The 18,163-nt window shown below is 72.4% G+C and carries 15 protein-coding genes; 1 reads left to right on the top strand and 14 read right to left on the bottom strand.

Annotation, left to right across the window (positions count from 1 at the left end; genetic code table 11):
* Nucleotides 1-176: 176 nt before the first annotated feature.
* The 14 genes from yajC to tyrS form a co-directional block, all read right to left on the bottom strand.
* A complete protein-coding gene (gene yajC, locus DYI95_RS04260; RefSeq protein WP_006903948.1) occupies nucleotides 177-458 on the bottom strand; it encodes a preprotein translocase subunit YajC in 282 nt (93 codons plus the stop codon).
* A 142-nt stretch (nucleotides 459-600) separates the two neighbouring features.
* Nucleotides 601-1,776, bottom strand: a complete 1,176-nt coding sequence (gene tgt / locus DYI95_RS04255) for a tRNA guanosine(34) transglycosylase Tgt (RefSeq protein ID WP_116900665.1) — start codon at nucleotides 1,774-1,776, stop codon at nucleotides 601-603.
* Nucleotides 1,777-2,011: 235 nt separating this feature from the next.
* Nucleotides 2,012-3,088 (bottom strand): tRNA preQ1(34) S-adenosylmethionine ribosyltransferase-isomerase QueA, encoded by a 1,077-nt coding sequence (queA, locus tag DYI95_RS04250; RefSeq protein WP_116900666.1) that lies wholly within the window; start codon nucleotides 3,086-3,088, stop codon nucleotides 2,012-2,014.
* A gap of 282 nt (nucleotides 3,089-3,370) precedes the next feature.
* On the bottom strand, nucleotides 3,371-5,206 hold the full coding sequence (locus DYI95_RS12995) for an anti-sigma factor domain-containing protein (RefSeq protein WP_116900667.1): 1,836 nt from the start codon (nucleotides 5,204-5,206) through the stop codon (nucleotides 3,371-3,373).
* Nucleotides 5,207-5,350: 144 nt separating this feature from the next.
* The gene (gene sigI, locus DYI95_RS04240) at nucleotides 5,351-6,073 is read right to left on the bottom strand and encodes an RNA polymerase sigma factor SigI (RefSeq protein ID WP_116900668.1); all 723 of its coding nucleotides are present in this window, start codon (nucleotides 6,071-6,073) and stop codon (nucleotides 5,351-5,353) included.
* Between the two features lie 200 nt (nucleotides 6,074-6,273).
* The gene (locus tag DYI95_RS04235) at nucleotides 6,274-6,504 is read right to left on the bottom strand and encodes a DUF2905 family protein (RefSeq protein WP_006903953.1); all 231 of its coding nucleotides are present in this window, start codon (nucleotides 6,502-6,504) and stop codon (nucleotides 6,274-6,276) included.
* An 88-nt stretch (nucleotides 6,505-6,592) separates the two neighbouring features.
* The gene (gene ruvB, locus DYI95_RS04230) at nucleotides 6,593-7,735 is read right to left on the bottom strand and encodes a Holliday junction branch migration DNA helicase RuvB (RefSeq protein ID WP_116900669.1); all 1,143 of its coding nucleotides are present in this window, start codon (nucleotides 7,733-7,735) and stop codon (nucleotides 6,593-6,595) included.
* Nucleotides 7,732-8,397, bottom strand: a complete 666-nt coding sequence (gene ruvA / locus DYI95_RS04225) for a Holliday junction branch migration protein RuvA (RefSeq protein WP_116900670.1) — start codon at nucleotides 8,395-8,397, stop codon at nucleotides 7,732-7,734. Before ruvA ends, ruvB begins: the two co-directional genes overlap by 4 nt.
* Nucleotides 8,394-8,957 carry a crossover junction endodeoxyribonuclease RuvC gene (ruvC, locus tag DYI95_RS04220; RefSeq protein ID WP_116900671.1) on the bottom strand — a complete coding sequence of 188 codons (564 nt, stop codon included), beginning with the start codon at nucleotides 8,955-8,957 and terminating at the stop codon, nucleotides 8,394-8,396. The genes ruvA and ruvC overlap by 4 nt, the downstream gene beginning before the upstream one ends.
* Before the next feature lie 460 nt (nucleotides 8,958-9,417).
* Nucleotides 9,418-10,002, bottom strand: coding sequence for a hypothetical protein (locus DYI95_RS04215; protein WP_116900672.1), 585 nt, complete (start codon nucleotides 10,000-10,002; stop codon nucleotides 9,418-9,420).
* 188 nt (nucleotides 10,003-10,190) lie between these two features.
* Nucleotides 10,191-10,937 (bottom strand): YebC/PmpR family DNA-binding transcriptional regulator, encoded by a 747-nt coding sequence (locus DYI95_RS04210; protein WP_116900673.1) that lies wholly within the window; start codon nucleotides 10,935-10,937, stop codon nucleotides 10,191-10,193.
* Nucleotides 10,938-11,182: 245 nt separating this feature from the next.
* Nucleotides 11,183-12,148, bottom strand: a complete 966-nt coding sequence (gene cysK / locus DYI95_RS04205; RefSeq protein WP_116900674.1) for a cysteine synthase A — start codon at nucleotides 12,146-12,148, stop codon at nucleotides 11,183-11,185.
* Between the two features lie 239 nt (nucleotides 12,149-12,387).
* Nucleotides 12,388-13,071 carry a sporulation protein YunB gene (gene yunB / locus DYI95_RS04200; RefSeq protein ID WP_243149932.1) on the bottom strand — a complete coding sequence of 228 codons (684 nt, stop codon included), beginning with the start codon at nucleotides 13,069-13,071 and terminating at the stop codon, nucleotides 12,388-12,390.
* 217 nt (nucleotides 13,072-13,288) lie between these two features.
* Nucleotides 13,289-14,527, bottom strand: coding sequence for a tyrosine--tRNA ligase (tyrS, locus tag DYI95_RS04195; RefSeq protein ID WP_203530711.1), 1,239 nt, complete (start codon nucleotides 14,525-14,527; stop codon nucleotides 13,289-13,291).
* 236 nt (nucleotides 14,528-14,763) lie between these two features.
* Here tyrS and DYI95_RS04190 point away from each other — a divergent pair, with 236 nt between their 5' ends.
* A complete protein-coding gene (locus DYI95_RS04190; RefSeq protein ID WP_116900677.1) occupies nucleotides 14,764-17,991 on the top strand; it encodes a transglycosylase domain-containing protein in 3,228 nt (1,075 codons plus the stop codon).
* The last annotated feature ends 172 nt before the right edge of the window (nucleotides 17,992-18,163 follow it).

Genomic DNA, 18,163 nt, shown 5'->3' with positions numbered 1-18,163 from the left:
GCAGCGGGAGGCCCGGCCGGACTTCCTGCCGGTGGCCCCTCTCCCGTACCAGATGCGCCGGCCGGCGGCCGGTTCGTCCCATGGCAAACCGGCCGCCGGCCATCCTTCCGGGCTTCCGTCGCGCTCGGCCGGTGCAAGAAGCCCAACAGGTTACCCCTTCCCCCGGGGACGGCGGGCTAGTCGTCCTGCCCCAGCACCCGGGCAACGGCGTCCCGGCTCAGGCGGATCTCCACCTTGTCGGCGATGCGCAGGCGCACCGTGTCTTCGTCGACCCTGGTCAGGGTGCCGAATATGCCGCCGATGGTGACCACCTTGTCGCCGGCCTTCAGCCGCGCCAGCATCTCCCGGCGCCGCTTCTGCTGCTGCTGCTGGGGCCGGATCAGCATGAACCACATGAGGCCGAAGAACACGGCGAAGATCAGCAGGTTCGAAAGCAGGGCATTCCCCTGTTCCGGCACAGCGCCACCTCGCTTTCCTCCAAGAGTGTACCCTTCACGGCTTCGCCGGGAGGCCCGGGCCTCCTGCCCCGCAGGGCCGCGCCCGCAGGGGACCGCCTGCGCCTTGCGCCCCATCGCCTTGGAGCCGTGTCGTCTGAGCCCGTCATCCCGCCGGCAGCGGTTCCGGCTCCGGAGGGTGGAAGCCCAGCGCCGCGCCTTCTTCCCGGTAGAACGCCGCCCGGAACTCCGGCAGGCGGTCCTCCCGCACCGCCTGGCGCAGGCGCTCCATGAAGCGCTGGAGGTACCGCAGGTTGTGGATGGTGGTGAGGCGCATGCCCAGGGTCTCGTTGACCTTGAGCAGGTGCCGGATGTAGGCCCGGGAGAAGTGGCGGCAGGCGTAGCAGTCGCAGGCCGGATCCAGGGGGCCGAAGTCCCGGGCGTAGGCGGCGTTGCGCACGGTGATCCGTCCCTGGGAGGTGTACACCGTTCCGTGGCGGGCCATCCGGGTGGGCAGGACGCAGTCCATCATGTCGATCCCGCGCCACACGGCCTCCAGGATCAAATCGGGCGTCCCCACGCCCATCAGGTAGCGGGGCCGGCCGGTCGGCAAGAGCGGTACCGTCACGTCCAGCACGGCCACGGTGACCCCGGCGGGCTCGCCGACGCTCAGGCCGCCCACGGCATAGCCGGGGAAGTCCAGTTCCACCAGTTCCTCCGCCGAGCGGCGGCGCAGGTCGGGATAGGCTCCTCCCTGCACGATGCCGAAGAGCGCCTGCCGGTCGGGGTGCCCGTCTTCCTGCCAGGCGCGGTGGCAACGGCGGGCCCAGCGGGTGGTCCGTTCCACGCTGGCCGCCACCTCGTCCCGGCGGGCCGGATACGCCAGGCACTCGTCAAAGCACATGATGATGTCCGCCCCCAGGTCCCGCTGGACGGCCATGGACAGCTCGGGGGTGAAGAAGTGCTCCGAGCCGTCCAGGTGGGACCGGAAGCGGACGCCGTCGCCGGTGACCTGGCGCAGTGCGGCCAGGCTGAACACCTGGAATCCGCCGCTGTCGGTCAGGATGGGCCGGTGCCAGGCCATGAAGCGGTGCAGGCCGCCGGCCTCCGCCACCACCTGGGACCCGGGTCGCAGGTACAGGTGGTAGGTGTTGCTCAGGATGATCTGCGCCCCCACCTGGTGCAGCTCGTGGGGGCTCAAGGTCTTCACCGCTGCCTGGGTGCCCACGGGCATGAACACCGGCGTCTCCACCACCCCGTGGGGCGTGTGCAGCCGCCCCGCCCGGGCGTGACTGTGGGCTTCCTGGTGCTCCACGGTGAACCAGCCGTCCCAGCGGCCCAACGATCCCGTCCCTCCCACCCTCAGGTCCGTGCCCGGCCGCCCTCCGGTTCTCCCGGCCTGCCGGCACGGCCACGACGGCCCGTCACCCGGACCGGCGGTCCCCGTGGCCCGGCCAGGGGGCCGCCGCGCGCCCGCGCCGGCTCCCCATGACCGGGCGGCCCCGCCCCTGCCGGCCTGCGACGGCCGGCACCCGCCGTCCCGCCCGGCCCGGGCTCCCCGGCGGCCCGCGCCGCCTTTACTCCGGCAGGGCCGGCTCCTCCCTGCCCGCCGGCACCGCCCCGGGCAGGATCAGCATGGCGTCACCGAAGCTGAAGAACCGGTAGCGCTGGGCCACCGCCTCCCGATAGGCTGCCAGGGTCTGCTCCTTGCCCAGCAGTGCCGCCACCAGCATGATCAGGGTCGACCGGGGCAGGTGAAAGTTGGTGATCAACCCGTCGATGGCCTTGAAGCGGTAGCCGGGGTAGATGAACAGGTCCGTCCAGCCGCTGCCCGGCCGGACGGTTCCGCCGGCCGCCGCCACCGTCTCCAGGGTGCGGGTCACGGTGGTACCGACGGCGATCACCCGGGCGCCGGCGGCGCGGGCGGCGTTGATCGCCTCCGCCGCGGCCGGTTCGACCCGGTAGAACTCGGCGTGCATCTGATGCTCCTCCACCCTCTCGGCGGTGACGGGCCGGAAGGTACCCACCCCCACGTGGAGGGTGAGGTAGGCGATGCGGACGCCCTGGTCCTGGAGCCGCTTCAGCAGCTCCGGAGTAAAGTGCAGGCCCGCCGTGGGCGCCGCCACAGACCCCTCTTCCCGGGCGTAGACCGTCTGGTACCGCTCGGGATCCTCCAGCTCGGCGCGAATGTACGGCGGCAGCGGGACCCGGCCCAGGCGGTGCAGGGTTTCGTCCACCGTCTCCCCCGGCGGCGGCTCCAGGCAGATGACCCGCTCCCCGCTGTCCCGGGCTTCCTCGACGTACACCCGCAGGGGCCGCTCCTCGCCGCACACCACCTCCGTACCCGGGCGCACCCGCCGGCCGGGCCGGGCCAGGGCCAGCCAGCGGTCTCCGTCCAGGGGCTGCAGCAGGAGGAACTCCACCTGCCCGCCGGTGGGCCGGCGCCCGTAGAGCCGGGCCGGCCGCACCCGGGTGTCGTTGAGCACCAGGCAGTCTCCGGCGCGCAAGAACCGCGGCAGGTCGCGGAAGCGGGCGTGCAGCCAGCGCCCCGTGTCGCGGTCGACCACCATCAGGCGGGACGCGTCCCGCCGGGCCAGCGGCTGCTGGGCGATCAGCTCCGGCGGCAGCTCGTAATCGAACTCGTCAACCCGCATGCCCCTTCTCCTTCTTGCTCCCCGTTCTCCCTCTTGACCCCGGACGCTCCTGCCCCCGGACGAGCCGGACGGGGTCCGGGCTACAGGGTAGCGCGGCCCAGGACCTGGCGGTGGCCAGGATCGGCCCTGGAAACCGCAGCAACCCCACCGGGTCACGTGGGGAATTATGACACAAAAAACCCCGGAGGCTTGCCACCCCGGGGACGGATATCCTGTCGGGTGTCATGTCCGCTACCGCGTTGCTGCCTGCGCCCGGCAATCCTTCCCTGCTCTCACGCCACCTTAACGACACAGCAAGGGATCGGTGATGCCGCCCACCAGGGAGCCCAGGAGCCTGCCCCCGTCCTGGCAGGTCACCAGCCCCTCCAGGTCGTCCAGCAGCATCCCGCCACCCGCTGGGCCCGTGCCGGTATCGCCGGCCGTCGATCCCGGCGACCCCGCTTGGCTGCCCGTTCCGCCGCTCGTGCCGGTGCCCGCGGTTGGGCCGCCGCCCCCTCCATCCCCGCTGGTGGCTCCGCTCCCCGTGCCGGCGCCGGTGGACCCCGCCGTGGTCCCGGTGCTGCCGGAGCCGCCTCCCGCAGCCGGGCGGGTGGACCCGCCCAGGCCGGTGCCGGGCAGGGGGAGGGGCAGGTGGATGCTGCCATCCCCCTGCCCGCCGCTCCCAGAACCCGCACCCGAACCACCGTTCCCGCTCCCTCCGGTGCCGCCGCTCCCGCCGGGCAGGGCCCGCGGCCACCCGGGCAACGAAGGAACCGGGGACGAGCCCGGCAGCCCGGGTCGAACCTGGGTACCTGGAGCACCGGAACCCGTCCGCTCCTTGGGCTTGTGGCCGGCCCCGGCCTTCTTCCCCGGGCCGGCTCCCGGACCGGAGTCCCCTCCCGCACCGCCGCCGTGGCCTGCCTGGCGGCCCCCGGCCTTGTCTTCCCCACCGCCCGCGGTGTCCTGATCGCCGCGATGTCCCCTGGCCTTGCCCTCGCGCTTCGGCTCCCGTTCCGCCCCGCCGTCCGGGGAGCGCAGGAGGTTCACGGGCAGGATCACCTGCAGGATGCCGTCCTGCAGCACCTGGCGGAGGGCGCTCACCCGCTCCAGGCCGGCCAGCACGTCCGCGGCCCCGGCACCGCCCTCGCCGCCCGCATCCCGGTCACGCCCGTTGCCGGCGTTCCCGCCACCGGGCGCAGCATGCCCGCCGCCGGGGTTCCCCTTGCCCGGGCCCCCGTTCCCCGCGCCCGCAGCGGGTCCCTCTTCGCTGCGGTCCGGTCCGGGCCGGGCCACGCCGCCGGGACCCGCCACGGGCCCGCCGGTTCCTCCCTGCCCCGGCCGGCCGGTGCCGGTCCATCCCCGCCGCACCTGCTCCGGTGGCAGGCTGGCCAGGCGGGCCAGCAGGTCCCCTACCACCGCGGGCTCCAGGGCCGTACCCGTCCCCTGCCGGTCGAGGGCCTCCACCTCAGCCCCCAGGACCGCCGCGGTCTTGAACACCGACAGCCCCGCCTGCCGCGCCAGCCGGGCCAGCCGGGGCCCCAGGTGCGGCTCGTCCACGGCCACCACCGCGGCGGCCACCGCCTCCGGCCGCTGGCGCAGCACCACGGCCGCACCCCGCTGGGCACGGGCCACCGCCTGGCGTACAGCCGGTGGCAGGCGCCGGCCATCATCCAGCGGTGCGGCAGCGATCACCACCACTCCGGGCAGAAGGCTTTCCTGCCGGGCGGCCCGTTCCACCAGCAGGACCACCACCCGGTCCACCGGCAGGCCGACCCAGGCCACCGGGTCGACCAGGGCCGCCGCCGCCTCGGTCAAGGGTTCGACCCCCAGCACCGCCGCCCAGGGGTCCGTCACCAGCCCGACGCTGGCCGGATCCAGGTCGACGGTGACGTAGCTTGCCGGACCCGCCGCCGCCGGGGTCACCAGGAAGCCGCTGAAGACGGCCACCAGCAGAGCCGCCGCGGCCGCCCAGGCCAGCAGCGGGCGCCAGTAGGGGCGCCGGACCACCAGGTCCAGATGAACCTCCTGGCCCACGTACCAGCGGCGACCGCGCAGGGGCACCCGCAGGAACTGGCCCCCCTCCCGCAGGACGACGGCACTATCTCCGTCGATTTCCAGCACGACCGCCTTTGTCGTCACGGCCCTGCACGCCTCCCGCGGCCGGTCCGTCCATCAAAATCCGGCCTCCGTTAGTCCTTACGCAAAGAACGGGTTCGGTTCTGGGGTGAATGTCGCCTCCGCCCCCAAAAATCCGCCCCGCGCCCGCCTCGCGCCCCGTGTTCCTCACGCCAGGTATTCCTGGAGAAATACATAATCGCCGATGAGGATCAGGGCAACGGCGACGATGTACTTGCGCTGGCGCTCCAGCGTCTTGCGGGATGCCTGCACCTCGGGGTCGGCCGCCAGTTCCCGCAGGGGCAGGGTCCGGTTCTTCAGCAGCGCCTCCCGGTATGCCGGCACCGATGCCAGGCGCCGGGCCACCTGGATGGCCCGGTCCCGGGCATCCTTGTGCTTGGGGCAGTTCTCCACCAGATCGCTGAAGCGGATGCCGAAGAGGGCCAGCTCCTGCTGGAAGCGCAGGATCTCCTGCCGGCGTTCCCAGGCTTCCTCCGCCAGGGCGTGCTGGTCCAGGGCAGCCTGGATGTCCACCTGGTTGACGGGGTGGCCCTCCTCGTCTTCGGTCTCCAGGTCGCTGAAGGGGACCACGGCCCGCGCCGCCGACTGCTTGCGGAAGTGGTCGATGAGCCGGCGCTTGATCACCGTCTCGGCGAAGGCGATGAAGTTGTTGCCCCGGGTGTCGTCAAAGCGGTCGATGGCCTCGTTGAAGGCCAACAGGCCGATGCTGATCTCCTCGTCCTGGCCGGCGTGCAGGTAGCGGCCGCACACGCGGGAGGCCACCTTGAGCACAAAGGGGGTGTACGCCCGGATCAACTCGTTGCGGGCATGCTCATCCCCGGCCTTTGCCTGGACGATTAGCTGGTCCGTCCCCAGGGGGCTTGGATGCATGGCTCCACCCCGTCGGCAAGGTCCCGCCGCCGGCCACCCGTCCGGCTGGCCACCACCGGATCCACCGGCCCCTCCCCCATCATCCACCATCGCCGGCCGCCGCCCCGGGCAGGCGGCCGCCGGCGCGGGACCGGCGGCGGCCAACCGGCCGCCGGACCCGCCCGGCGGCCAGGAACCCGCAGCACCGGCCCGGCAGGCCGCTAGCGCCCGCGGAACAGCAGATTCAGCACCAGGGTCAAGAGCAAGCTCAACAGCAGCGAGCTGGCGAGAGGAAAAAAGAAGGTGAAGTTTCCGCGCCGGATGACGATATCCCCAGGCAGGCCGCCGAAGCCGGCCCGGCCAGCAAGCCAGAGAAGGAGCCCCAGGGCCGCCAGGCCCAGGCCCATGAACACCAGCCAGCGTCCGATGTCCGTCAGCCCCACGGTCCTCACCCGGCCTTCCGGTCTTCTCCTGTCTTATTTCGCTATTCCCGGCCCATCCCACATCTCCTACAAAGTTTACAATAAGATGACGAAATGTTTACAAGCCCAGCCCGGGCAGTTCCTGCTGGGCGCTGCCGGTTTCGTCCCGGGCCGATCCCGCACCGCTACGGGCCGGGCCGGAGCCCGCCCGCGTCCCGCCTGGCCGCACCCCGGTTTCCGGGCTTTCAGCGTCCAGCCAGGCCGGCACGGGCAGGCCCAGATGCTCGTAAGCGCGGCGCGCCAGGACCCGCCCGCGGGGTGTGCGCTGGAGGAAACCCATCTGCATGAGGTAGGGCTCGTAGACGTCCTCGATGGTTTCGGGTTCCTCGCCGATGGCCGCGGCCAGGGTCTCGAGCCCCACCGGCCCGCCGCCGTAATGCTGGGCCATGACCGTCAACAGCCGCCGGTCGGCCCGATCCAGGCCCAGCGGGTCGACCTCCATCAGATCCAGGCCCGCCCGGGCCACCTCCGCGGTGATGACGCCCTCCGCCCGCACCTGGGCGTAATCCCGCAACCGGCGCAGCAACCGGTTCGCCACCCGCGGCGTGCCTCGCGCCCGCCGGGCCACCTCCGCGGCGCCTTCGGGGTCGATGGCGACCCCCAGGATGCCGGCGGCCCGCAACACGATCCGGGTCAGCTCCTCGGGCCGGTAGTACTCCAGGCGCAGCAGGACGCCAAAGCGGTCCCGCAGGGGACCCGTCAGCCGTCCCGCCCGGGTGGTCGCACCCACCAGGGTGAAGCGGGGCAGGTCGATGCGCAGGGACCGGGCGGCGGGGCCCTTGCCGATGATCAGGTCCAGGGCGAAATCCTCCATGGCCGGGTAGAGGATCTCCTCGACCGGCCGCGGCAGCCGGTGGATCTCGTCGATGAACAAGACGTCCCGGTCGTTCAGGTTGGTCAGGAGCGCGGCCAGGTCACCGGCCCGCTCGATGGCAGGGCCGGAGGTCATCCGGAAGCCCACGCCCAGCTCCCGGGCGATGACCTGGGCCAGGGACGTCTTGCCCAGGCCGGGGGGGCCGTACAGCAGCACGTGGTCCAGGGCGTCGCCCCGCTCGCGGGCCGCCTGAATATAGATGGAAAGCTTCTCCTTGACCCTTTCCTGGCCCGGGAAGTCGTCCAGGGACTGGGGCCGCAGCCCCGCCTCCAGCGGTGCATCGCCGGCCTGCAGGCGGCTGGAGACCACGCGTTCTTCCTCGATCACCGGGCCGCACCTCCCGCCGCTCGGGCGCCGGCCAGGGCCCGCAGGGCGGCCCGCACCCAGGCCGCCGCCGGGGCGCCCGGTTCGACCTGGCCGGCCACCGCCGCCAGGGCACCCTCGGCCTCAGCGCGGCTGTAACCCAGGGCCTCTAGGGCCGCCAGGGCATCGTCCCGGGGCGAGGCTTCGCCGGCGCCCGGCGAAGGGACCGCGCCCGCCGTGCCCGTGGCGGCCAGGCCGCCCGTGGCGCCGTCCTCCGCCAGCGGCTGGCCCAGCCGGTCGCGCAATTCCGTCAGCAGCCGCCGGGCCAGCTTGGGCCCGACCCCGGGCACCCGGGTCAGCAGGGCCGGATCCTGGAGGACCACGGCCCGCCGCAGGTCTTCCGGGGTCAGGACCGACAGCACCGAGAGGGCCACCCGCGGGCCGACCCCCGACACGGCCACCAGGGCGTCGAAGGCCGCCTGCTCGTCGGCCGTGGCAAAGCCGTAGAGGGACCACTGGTCTTCCCGGACCACCAGCCGGGTGAGGAGCCGCACGGGCTCACCCACCGGCGGCAGCCGGCGCTGGGTCTGGCGGGAGACCGCTACCCGGAAGCCCACCCCGCCCACGTCGATCCAGGCTTCATCACCGTGGAAACCGGCCAGCTCGCCGCGCAAGAAGGCGATCACCGGATCGCCCCCCTCTGGAACGGTGCCGCACCGCCGGCCGGAAGGCTCCGCGATCCGCCCCGCCCCGGGGCCCCGGTCCCTGCCCAGGCCGAGGTCTGGGCATGCAGGCAACACACGGCCACCGCCAGGGCATCGGCGGCATCGTCGGGTACGGGCGGCCGGGCGAGCCCGAGCAGCGCCTGCACCATGCGCTGCACCTGGACCTTGGAGGCGCGGCCGTACCCCACCACCGCCTGCTTGACCTCGTGGGGAGCGTACTCGTGGACGGGAAGCCCCGCCTGGGCCGCTGCCAGCAGGGCAACGCCCCGGGCCTGACCCACGTGCAGGGCGCTGGACCGGTTCTTCTGGAGGAACAGGCGCTCCACCGCCATCGCCTGGGGCTGGTAGCGGCGGAGCAGCTCCTGGAGATCCCGGTAGATGGCGGCCAGGCGCTGAGCCGGGGGCTGGCTCGCCGGCGTGCGGATCACGCCATACGTCACGGGCACCAGGGTGGTACCGGCCACCGCCACGACGCCGAAGCCCATGGTCGCCGTCCCCGGGTCGATGCCCAGCACCTGCAACGCTCATCCCTCCGTTCATCCGGTGGGGGTTCGACAGGTGGCAGGGTGGTTCCTTGTGGAAAGGCAAGGGCCGCGCCGAGGACCGTGGGGCGCCGGACCCCGTGGCGGCGGAGCCGGGGTGGTCCACCGCAGCGGCATGGCAGGGAAGGGCCGCCCCGACCGGCCGCGCCGGGCCCCGGCCTGGCCATGGGAGGGCCCGCCCGTCCCGGGCGGCCGATCACGGCCTGGGTCCCATCTGGGCGGGTGCAGGACGCCTGCGCAGCGGCCTGGGAAGCGGCCTGGAAGGCAGCATGGAAAGGGCGTGGCAAGAACGTCGAAAGGGCGCCGGAACGGGAGCGGGCGCCCCTTGGCCCAGTCTCATCCAGTCAACGGGACCGCGGCCTCCGGAACGGGACTCCACCCGCGGCCTCCAGCGAGAGGTGGTTCCAGCCCGTTCGCGGCCGCCGGCGACGGGCCGCAGCTACGGGGTCAGGCTCTCCAGCACATGCCAGGCCTCGGCCTCGCCTTCCACCACCATGCCTCGCTCCAGGCGGCGCCGGTCGCCGGGCAGGAGGCGCTCCTCGGGCACGGTGGTCAGCAGGCGCAGGGGCCCGAGGCCGTCACCCTTGTCGTCGGGCCGGCCGTAGAACACCGCCACCCGCCCCTGGTGCAGGCCCACCGTGCGGTACCGCAGCCAAGCCTGGGGCGGGCACGGCTCCCGGACCTCCCGCTCCAGGACCACGCGGTCGGGCGTAGCCTCCACCAGCCGCCAGGTGTCGCGGCTGCGCAAGAGGTCGGCCACGTGCCAGCCTGCTTCCAGGGCGGTGGGCGGCCGCTCCGTCTCCAGCACCACGCCCCGGCAAGCCGGGTACCGGGTTCGCTCCACCAGCCGGGTCTCCGCCGTCAGGGTGGTGGCCCGTACGGGCGGCGCAGGCTTTCGGGCGGCCGGCGCCGGTTCGTCCCGCCCGGCATCCAGCCGCCACCAGTAGGCGCCCGCGGCCACCCCGCCCAGGATGGCCACCGCCACCAGTGTGGCCGCCACCGCCTGCCTGCGCCCCAATCCCACTGGCCCGCCTCCCAAACCGTACCCGCCCGGCGGCGGGCACTTCTTCTGGAAGGCGAGGATGCCCGGAGGGGCCTTGCCCTATACCACCGCGATGCCCGGTGACCATCGCGCCGCCCGCGGCCCCCGATACCGCAGGGATGCCGTCGCGGGCCGCGGCGGGCCGCCTTCCCCGGACCGGCCGGGCCCGTTCAGGATTCCACCAGCAGCTCGTCGGGCAGTTCGAAGTTGCCGTAAATCTCCTGGACGTCGTCGTGGTCCTCCAGGGCATCCAGCAGGCGGAGCAGCTGCTCCGCCTCCTTGCCCTCCACCTTCACCTCGGTCTTGGGGACCATGCGCAGCCCGGCATCTTCCACCGGCACGCCGGCCTTTTCCAGCGCCTCCCGGACCCGGTGCAGGTCATCGGGATCGGTGTAGATCATGAAGCTGCCGTCCTCGGCCTTCAGGTCCTCGGCCCCGGCCTCCACGGCCAGGAGCAGCAGGTCGTCTTCCGCCGGCGCTCCCTGGGCAGGGACGGTGATCACGCCCTTGCGGTCGAACATCCAGGCCACGCACCCGCTCTCGCCCAGGTTGCCGCCATGCTTGGCGAAGATGTGCCGGATCTCGCCGGCGCTGCGGTTGCGGTTGTCGGTCAGGATCTCCAGCATGAGGGCCACGCCGCCGGGTCCGTAGCCTTCGTAGATGAGTTCTTCGTAGCTCTCCGCATCGGACTCGCCCAGACCGCGCTTGATGGCCCGCTCGATGTTCTCCGCCGGCATGCTGAACTGGCGCGCCCGTTCCAGCGCCAGGCGCAGGCGGGGATTGGCCTCCGGATCCCCGCCGCCCTGCCGCACGGCGGTGATGATCTCCCGGGCCAGCTTGGAGAAGATCTTCCCCTTCTTCGCGTCCTGCCGAGCCTTGCGGTGCTTGCGGTTGGCCCACTTGGAGTGCCCGGCCATGCTCCTTCATCCTCCCGTGACGTGCCGAATGCAGGATGAATGCACGCTGCGGCCGGCACCATGGCCAGCCGCAGCCGGGGCCGCGCCCTGTCGCCGCGCCCTATTGTAGCACGGCCCTCCGGGGCCGCGGCATCCTGCCGGGCGGCCCCCCTCCCGGCGGCAGGTCCCCCGGGGCCGCCGGCCGGCGGGGCCGGCTCGCGGGACGGAGGGGGAGCAGGGCATCCCCTGCCTGCCCGCGGCGCGGCTTACTCCTCGTCGCGGACGAAGGCGGCCAGGTCTTCCATCATGGAGAGGTAGCGCTCCCCGGTGTCGGGCAGCACCGCCAGCACCCGCCGGCCCGGACCCAGTTCCCGCGCCACCTGCCGCGCGGCCCATGCCGCCGCGCCCGACGAGATGCCGGCCAGAAGTCCTTCCTCCCGGGCAAGGCGGCGCATCATGATCACCGCGTCCTCATCCCGGACGGGGATGACGCGGTCGATCACCTGCCGGTTCAGCACCCGCGGGACGAACCCGGCCCCGATGCCCTGGATGCGGTGGGGCCCCGGCTCCCCGCCCGAGAGCACGGCCGAACCGGCCGGTTCGACCGCCACCACCAGGCACCCGGGCAGCTGCTCCTTGAGCACCTCCCCCACTCCCGTCAGGGTGCCGCCCGTTCCCACCCCGGCGACGAAGGCATCCAGGTGCCCGTCCATCTGCTCCAGGACCTCCCGGGCGGTGGTCCGGCGGTGGATCTCGGGGTTGGCGGGGTTGTCAAACTGCATCGGCATGAAGTACGTCGGATGCTCCGCCACCAGCTCCTGCGCCTTGCGGATGGCGCCCGCCATGCCCTCGGCCCCGGGGGTGAGGACCAGCTCGGCACCGTAGGCGCGCAGCAGCGCCCGGCGCTCCAGGGACATGGTCTCGGGCATCACCAGCAGCAGGCGGTACCCTTTGACCGCGGCCACCATGGCCAGGCCGATGCCGGTGTTGCCGCTGGTGGGCTCCACGATGGTGTAGCCCGGCTTGAGGCGGCCATCCCGCTCGGCGGCTTCGATCATGCTCAGGGCGATGCGGTCCTTCACGGACCCGGCGGGGTTGTACGACTCCAGCTTGACCCAGACCTCGGCGCTGTCGCGGGGGATCACCTTGTTGAGGCGCACCACCGGCGTCGCGCCCACCAGTTGCAGGACGTCGGTCGCCACGCGACCCGCCTGCTGCTTGACGTCGGCCAAGGCCGTGACCTCCCGTTTGCAGATGCCAGAATGACGACCCCGAAAGCTGGGACCGGCGGGAAGGGCTCCCGCCCAAATCCAGCATACCATGATCGGCAAACTTGGAAACGGGGCCGCACGGCCCCGATCCCTGGCGAGGCGGCCAGGGCGCCGGCGGCTGCGGGGGCGATCCGCGGGCCCGTCCGCGCCCGGCGTAGCAGGCTCCCAGCCTATGGTGAGGGCCTCTCATGGGGAGCGCCCTACGGTGGGCCACCCGACCCCGGCGCGCCGCCCGGCCACGGGACCACCCAGGGCGGCACCTCGCCCGGTATCACCGTCTCCACCAGGGGGACCGGGACCTCCACCGGGACGGTATCGCCGTACAGGGGGATGGCCACGCGCACGGAGGTGCGGATCACCAGCACCACCCGGTGGCGCACCTGGTTGATGCCCGCTCCGTCGAACCGGCTCTGAACGTCCACGTCCACCCGGCCCAGGGGCAGGATGCGTACGGGCACACCGGGACCCCAGCCGGCCACCAGGGGATTCCCGAGGGCCGCCCCCAGGGGGATCACCACAGGCACCGACCGGAGGTGGTTGAGCCGGTCCTGTACGGCCCGCATCACCCGGGCCTGGACGTCGACGATCAGCGGGGTGTTCACCTGGACGAACACCGGCCGGCCGCCGTCGTACCGCACCCGGATCACGTCCTCGGGCTGGTACCGGCCGGCGATCTCCGCTTCCACGGCGGCACCGATGGCCTCCACCGCCCGGATCTCCGCTTCCCGCCGGGCAACGGCCATGAGGGCCGGCGCCAGAGCGCGGTCCGCCGCCCAGCCGATCCCCGCGAGGACCAGCAGGGCCAGCACCACCACCCCGCGCGGCCCCAGGCGCAGCCGGGGCGGCCACCCCACCCCGGACCGCCGGCGGGTCCTGCGGCGCACGTAGGCCAATGCTGTCACCGCCCCGGGACCGGCCGAGCCGGTCCCGGGGTATGTGTATGCGGGCGTGAACAGCGCCTGAACGGAGGAGGCCACCGGAGCCGGCGCGCACCCACCGGCGGGCCGGCCGCCGGCCCCGGCGGCAGCGGGGCACCGGGGACCCGGCGCTGCACCGGGTGGGGCCGCCCCTGCCCCGGCCCCGGGCCGTCCCTCGGTTCACCTAGCGGGAACCCGGCAACCGCAGCCGCGCGAACCGCCGCTTGCCCACCTGAAGGACGGCCCCGTCCGCGGGGGCCAGTTCGTCCTGGGGGGAAGCCACCCGCTGGCCGTCCAGGCGCACGGCGCCCTGCTCGATCAGGCGGCGGGCCTCGCTGTTCGACGGCGCCATGCCGGCCGCGCGCAGCAGCCGTACGGCATCCAGGCGCGGGGCCGGCAGCACCACCTCGGGCATCTCGGCCGGCAGCTCGTGCCGGCTGAAGACCCGCAGGAACTCCTCCTGGGCCGCATCGGCCGCCGCCCGGCCGTGGTACATCCGCACCAGGGCGTGGGCCAGGCGGAGCTTGGCATCCCGCGGGTTCACCTGACCGGAGGCCATGCCCTGCTCCAGCCGGCGGATCTCGCCCATGTCCAGATCCGTGGCCAGCACCATGTACTTGACGATCAGCTCGTCGGGGATGGACATGGTCTTGCCGAACATCTCGCCCGGCGGGTCGGCGATGGCGATGTAGTTCCCCAGCGACTTGGACATCTTGTCCTTGCCGTCGGTGCCCTCCAAGAGGGGCATCAACAGGGCCACCTGGGCCTCCTGGCCGTACTCGCGCTGAATCTCCCGGCCGACCAGAAGATTGAACTTCTGATCCGTCCCGCCCAGCTCCACGTCGGCGCGCACCGCCACCGAGTCGTAGGCCTGGGCCAGCGGGTAGAGGAACTCGTGGATGGCGATGGGCCGCCCTTCCCGATAGCGCTGGGCGAAGTCGTCCCGCTCCAGCATGCGGGCCACGGTATACCGGGCCGCCAGGCGGATCACATCGGCGAAGGTCATGGGCCCGAGCCACCGGGCGTTGAAGGTGAGCTCCGTCCGCTCCATGTCCAGGATGCGCCCCAGCTGCTCGGCGTAGGTGCGGGCGTTGGCCCGGACCTGTTCCTCCGTCAGCTGCGGGCGGGTCACCGACTTGCCCGTCGGGTCGCCGATGCGGCCGGTGAAATCGCCGATGATCAGGACCACCTGGTGCCCAAGGTCCTGGAACTGCCGCAGCTTGCGCAGCACCACCGTATGGCCGATGTGCAGGTCGGGAGCGGTGGGATCAAGCCCCAGCTTCACCCGTAGAGGCCGGCCCGTTTCCACGGACCGCTGCAGCTTCTGCAAGAGCTCCTCTTCCGAAACGATCTCCGCGGCTCCGCGGCGGAGCAGCTCCAGCTGCTCGCGGGCCGGGAGTGCCGGGCCACCCGGTTGGGCCATGGCCGTTGCACCGTTCCCCTTCCTTCGACGGACTGGAACGAAGGTAATATAACCGGCATGGACTGACAAGGCGCGCTCCGGGGGGACGGCGCGGCCGGGCAGCGAAATATGCCCGTGGTATAATCGGCAGGACGAACCGGCCCCCACCGCCGCCGGCCGCACGCCTTCCGCTGCTGGCGCGGGACGGGCGGGCAAGGTTCCCCGGAGGGAGAGCATCCACAGGGGGAGGGACCTGCGTGGCCGGTTATCCCCATGCGCCTGCGGGCGGTGGCCCGCGGCGGCGCAAGCCATGGTGGCGCCGCATTCGCTGGATGCGGCTCTTCCTGTTCCTGGTCTTCCTGTTCGGAATCAGCGGCACCGTGCTGGCGGCCGGTTTCATGATGGGCGCGGTGCGGGCCATGGGGCCCATCACCGCCCTGCGCCCCCAGGTGGCCCAAACGTCCTTCATTTATGACCGCCACGGCGAGCTGCTGACCGAGATCCACGGACCCGAGAACCGCATCGTCGTTCCCCTGGAGCAAATCCCCGAACACGTCCGGCAGGCCTTCATCGCCATCGAGGACGAGCGTTTCTACGATCACTTCGGGGTCGATCCCATCGGCATCGCGCGGGCCCTGATCAACAACCTGCGGGGCGGCTACCTGCAGGGTGCCAGCACCATCACCCAGCAGCTGGCCCGCAGCGCCTTCCTGACCCAGGACCGGACCTGGCGGCGCAAGGTCCAGGAGGCCATCCTGGCTATCGAGCTGGAACGCCGCTTCACCAAGGACGAGATCCTGGAGATGTACCTCAACCAGATCTACTTCGGGAACGGGGCCTACGGCATCCAGGCGGCATCGTACACCTACTTCGGCAAGCCGGTGGAGGAACTCACCATCGCCGAAGCGGCGGTGCTGGCCGGCATCCCCAAGAACCCGTCGGCCTACCCTCCGCCGCCCATCCCGGAACCGGGGGACGAACCGTCGCCGGAGGACCAGCAGCGGGCCGAAAACGGCCGCTGGAAGGAGCGCCAGCGCCTGGTCCTGACCAAGATGCGGGAACTGGGCTTCATTACCGAAGAGCAGTACCGCGCGGCGCTGGAGGAAGACGTCCTGGGCAACCGGCCCAAGACCGCACCGAACAATCCCCAGCGGGACCAGAACGTCTTCGGCCACGTGGTGGATTACGTCATCGAGGAAACCCAGCGCATCCTGGCCGAACAGCTGGCGGCAACCCGCGGGCTCAGCCCGTCGGAGGCCCAGCAGCGGGCCGAAAGCATGCTCTACCAGGGCGGCCTGCGCATCTATTCCACGGTCGATCCCGAACTCCAGCGGGCAGCGTACCGCGCCCAGCATGAGCACCTGCGCCGGCTGGGCTACCCCATGCCGACCCCGGAGGACCGGTTGCGCGGGCCCCAGGCGGCCGCCGTCCTCATCGATGTGGAACAGGCCCAGGTCGTGGCCCTGGTGGGCGGGCGCTTCTACGACGGCCCCCTGGGCGCCCGCAACTTCAACCGGGCCACCACGGCCCGGCGCAGCCTGGGGTCGGCCACCAAGCCCCTGACCGCCTACGGCCCGGCGCTGGCCGCGGGCTACACGCCCGCCACCGCCGTGGACGATGTGATCCAGGTGGTGCCCTCGGGCGGTTCCACCAAACCCATCGGCAACTACGACGACCGGTACTTCGGCTTCACACCCTTCCGCTTCGGTCTGAAGCGGTCCATCAACACCGTGGCCATCCAGGCCGTCCAGCTGGTGGGCGTTGACCAGGCCTGGGAGTTCGGCCGGCGGCTGGGGCTGAATCTGGTCGAGAAGGACCGGGATATTTCCCCCCTGGCCCTCGGGGGGTTCACCAACGGGGTCACCCCGCTGGAGGTGGCCGACGCTTACGCCACCCTGGCCCGCGGGGGCGTGCGGGAACCCGCCTACATCGTGTCGGAGATCCGGGACGCCCAGGGCCGGGTGCTGTACCGCCACCAGAGCCACAAGGAGGCCGTGGTGGACGAGAAGGTGGCCTACCTGCTGGCCGACATGATGCGCGACGTGATGGAACCGCACCGCTTCCCCGCCGGCATCCCGCTCTACCAGCCGTCGTCGGGCACCGGCTACAGCGTGCACAACAACTACTTCCGCCGTCCGGCCGCCGGCAAGACGGGCACCCATCAGGACCGGGACGTCTGGTTCGTCGGCTTCACGCCCCAGTACGCCGCGGCGGTATGGGTGGGCTATGACGAGTACAACGACAAGGTCCGCAGCCTGCCGCGCGGTGCGTCGGGCGCCGGCGTCCCCGGCCCCATCTGGGGCCGCATCATGGCCGCGGCCCACGAGGGCAAGCCCGTGCGCTGGTTCGACCCGCCCCGGGGCATCGTGACCGCCACCGTCTGCGCCAACACGGGGCTCTTGCCCGGGCCCAACTGCCCGGAGGAATTCCAGTACCGGGAGGTCTTCATCGCCGGCACCCAGCCCACCGAGGCCGAAAACCTGTGGGTGAAGATGCCCGTCTGCGCGGAGAACCCCGAGTTCCTCTACGCGCCCAACTGCGCGTGCACACCGCAGGAGAAGGCCTTCTTCAACCGGCCCCTGGCGAATCTGCCGGAGAACGCGCCCGAACCCAAGGACTACGCCCTGATGCCGCCCGATCCGGAGAAGGCGTCGTGCGCCGCGTCGCCGGTGTTCCAGCGGGACAGAGGTCCCAACGAGATCTGGCTCACCCCCCAGGGCGCGGTCCCCGGCGAGATGGCGGTGACCGGGGCCCCGGGCGCCACCGTGACCGTCCGCCTCACGGACGTGGCCGGCCGTGACCATCAGGTCAGCGTGCCCTTGCCGGACCGGCAGATCCAGGTGGGCGCCCTGCAAAGCGTGGAGGTCCCGCTGACCCTGCCCGCAGAGCCGGGCCAGCAGGAGTACCGGATCACCGCCACGTCCACCGCCCCCGACGGCGGGAAGACCACCCTGGTGGTCCGCCTGCTGGTCACCGTCCAGGGGGCGGCACCCGGCCAGGGTGGCGGGAACGGTGGCAACGGCGGCAACGGCGGGGGCCGTGGTGACCAAGGCGCCACGGTGACCGTCCGGCTGCTGGGCGACGCAGGCGCCACCGGTCCCGCGGCGCCCGTGCAGGTGGGGGCCGGCCAGCCGCTTGAGCTTACCATTGAGGATGGTATCGGCCAGAATCACGACAACGTGGTGATCTTGGTCGATGGCCGGCCGATGCGGCCGGTTAAGGTGCGGGCCAACGGGGCGGTCCGGCTCGCCTTCACCTTCGACCAGCCGGCGCAACACCAGATCGACATTTCCCACCCGAACCATCCGGCGGAGCACATCACCATCGTGGTCGAGGTGGTGGCGGCGGAAAACGGCGGGAGCCAGGGTGGCGAGGGTGGCGACGATGGTGACGATGGCGGGCAGGCCATCCTGCCCATCGGGCCCGGGGTGTTCCGGGTGGACTGGGATCGCTGGTGGGCAGCCCTGACGGGCCGGGCGGCGTGAGGGCGCGTCCCGGGAACGGGCGCCGGGATCCAGGTGAGCAGGGGGTCCGGCTCCGGCCGGGCCCCCTCCTGTGTGGGCTCGCGTCGACCGTTTGGATGAACTCCCGCCGGGCGTCCGGTGGACCCGCCGGCGGCTGAGCCACCGGTCGTTGCACTCGCCGCTCCAGGTACTC

The sequence above is a fragment of the Thermaerobacter sp. PB12/4term genome (assembly GCF_003403315.2).
Lineage (GTDB): Bacteria > Bacillota > Sulfobacillia > Thermaerobacterales > Thermaerobacteraceae > Thermaerobacter.
This window is presented reverse-complemented; position numbering and strand designations above follow the sequence as displayed.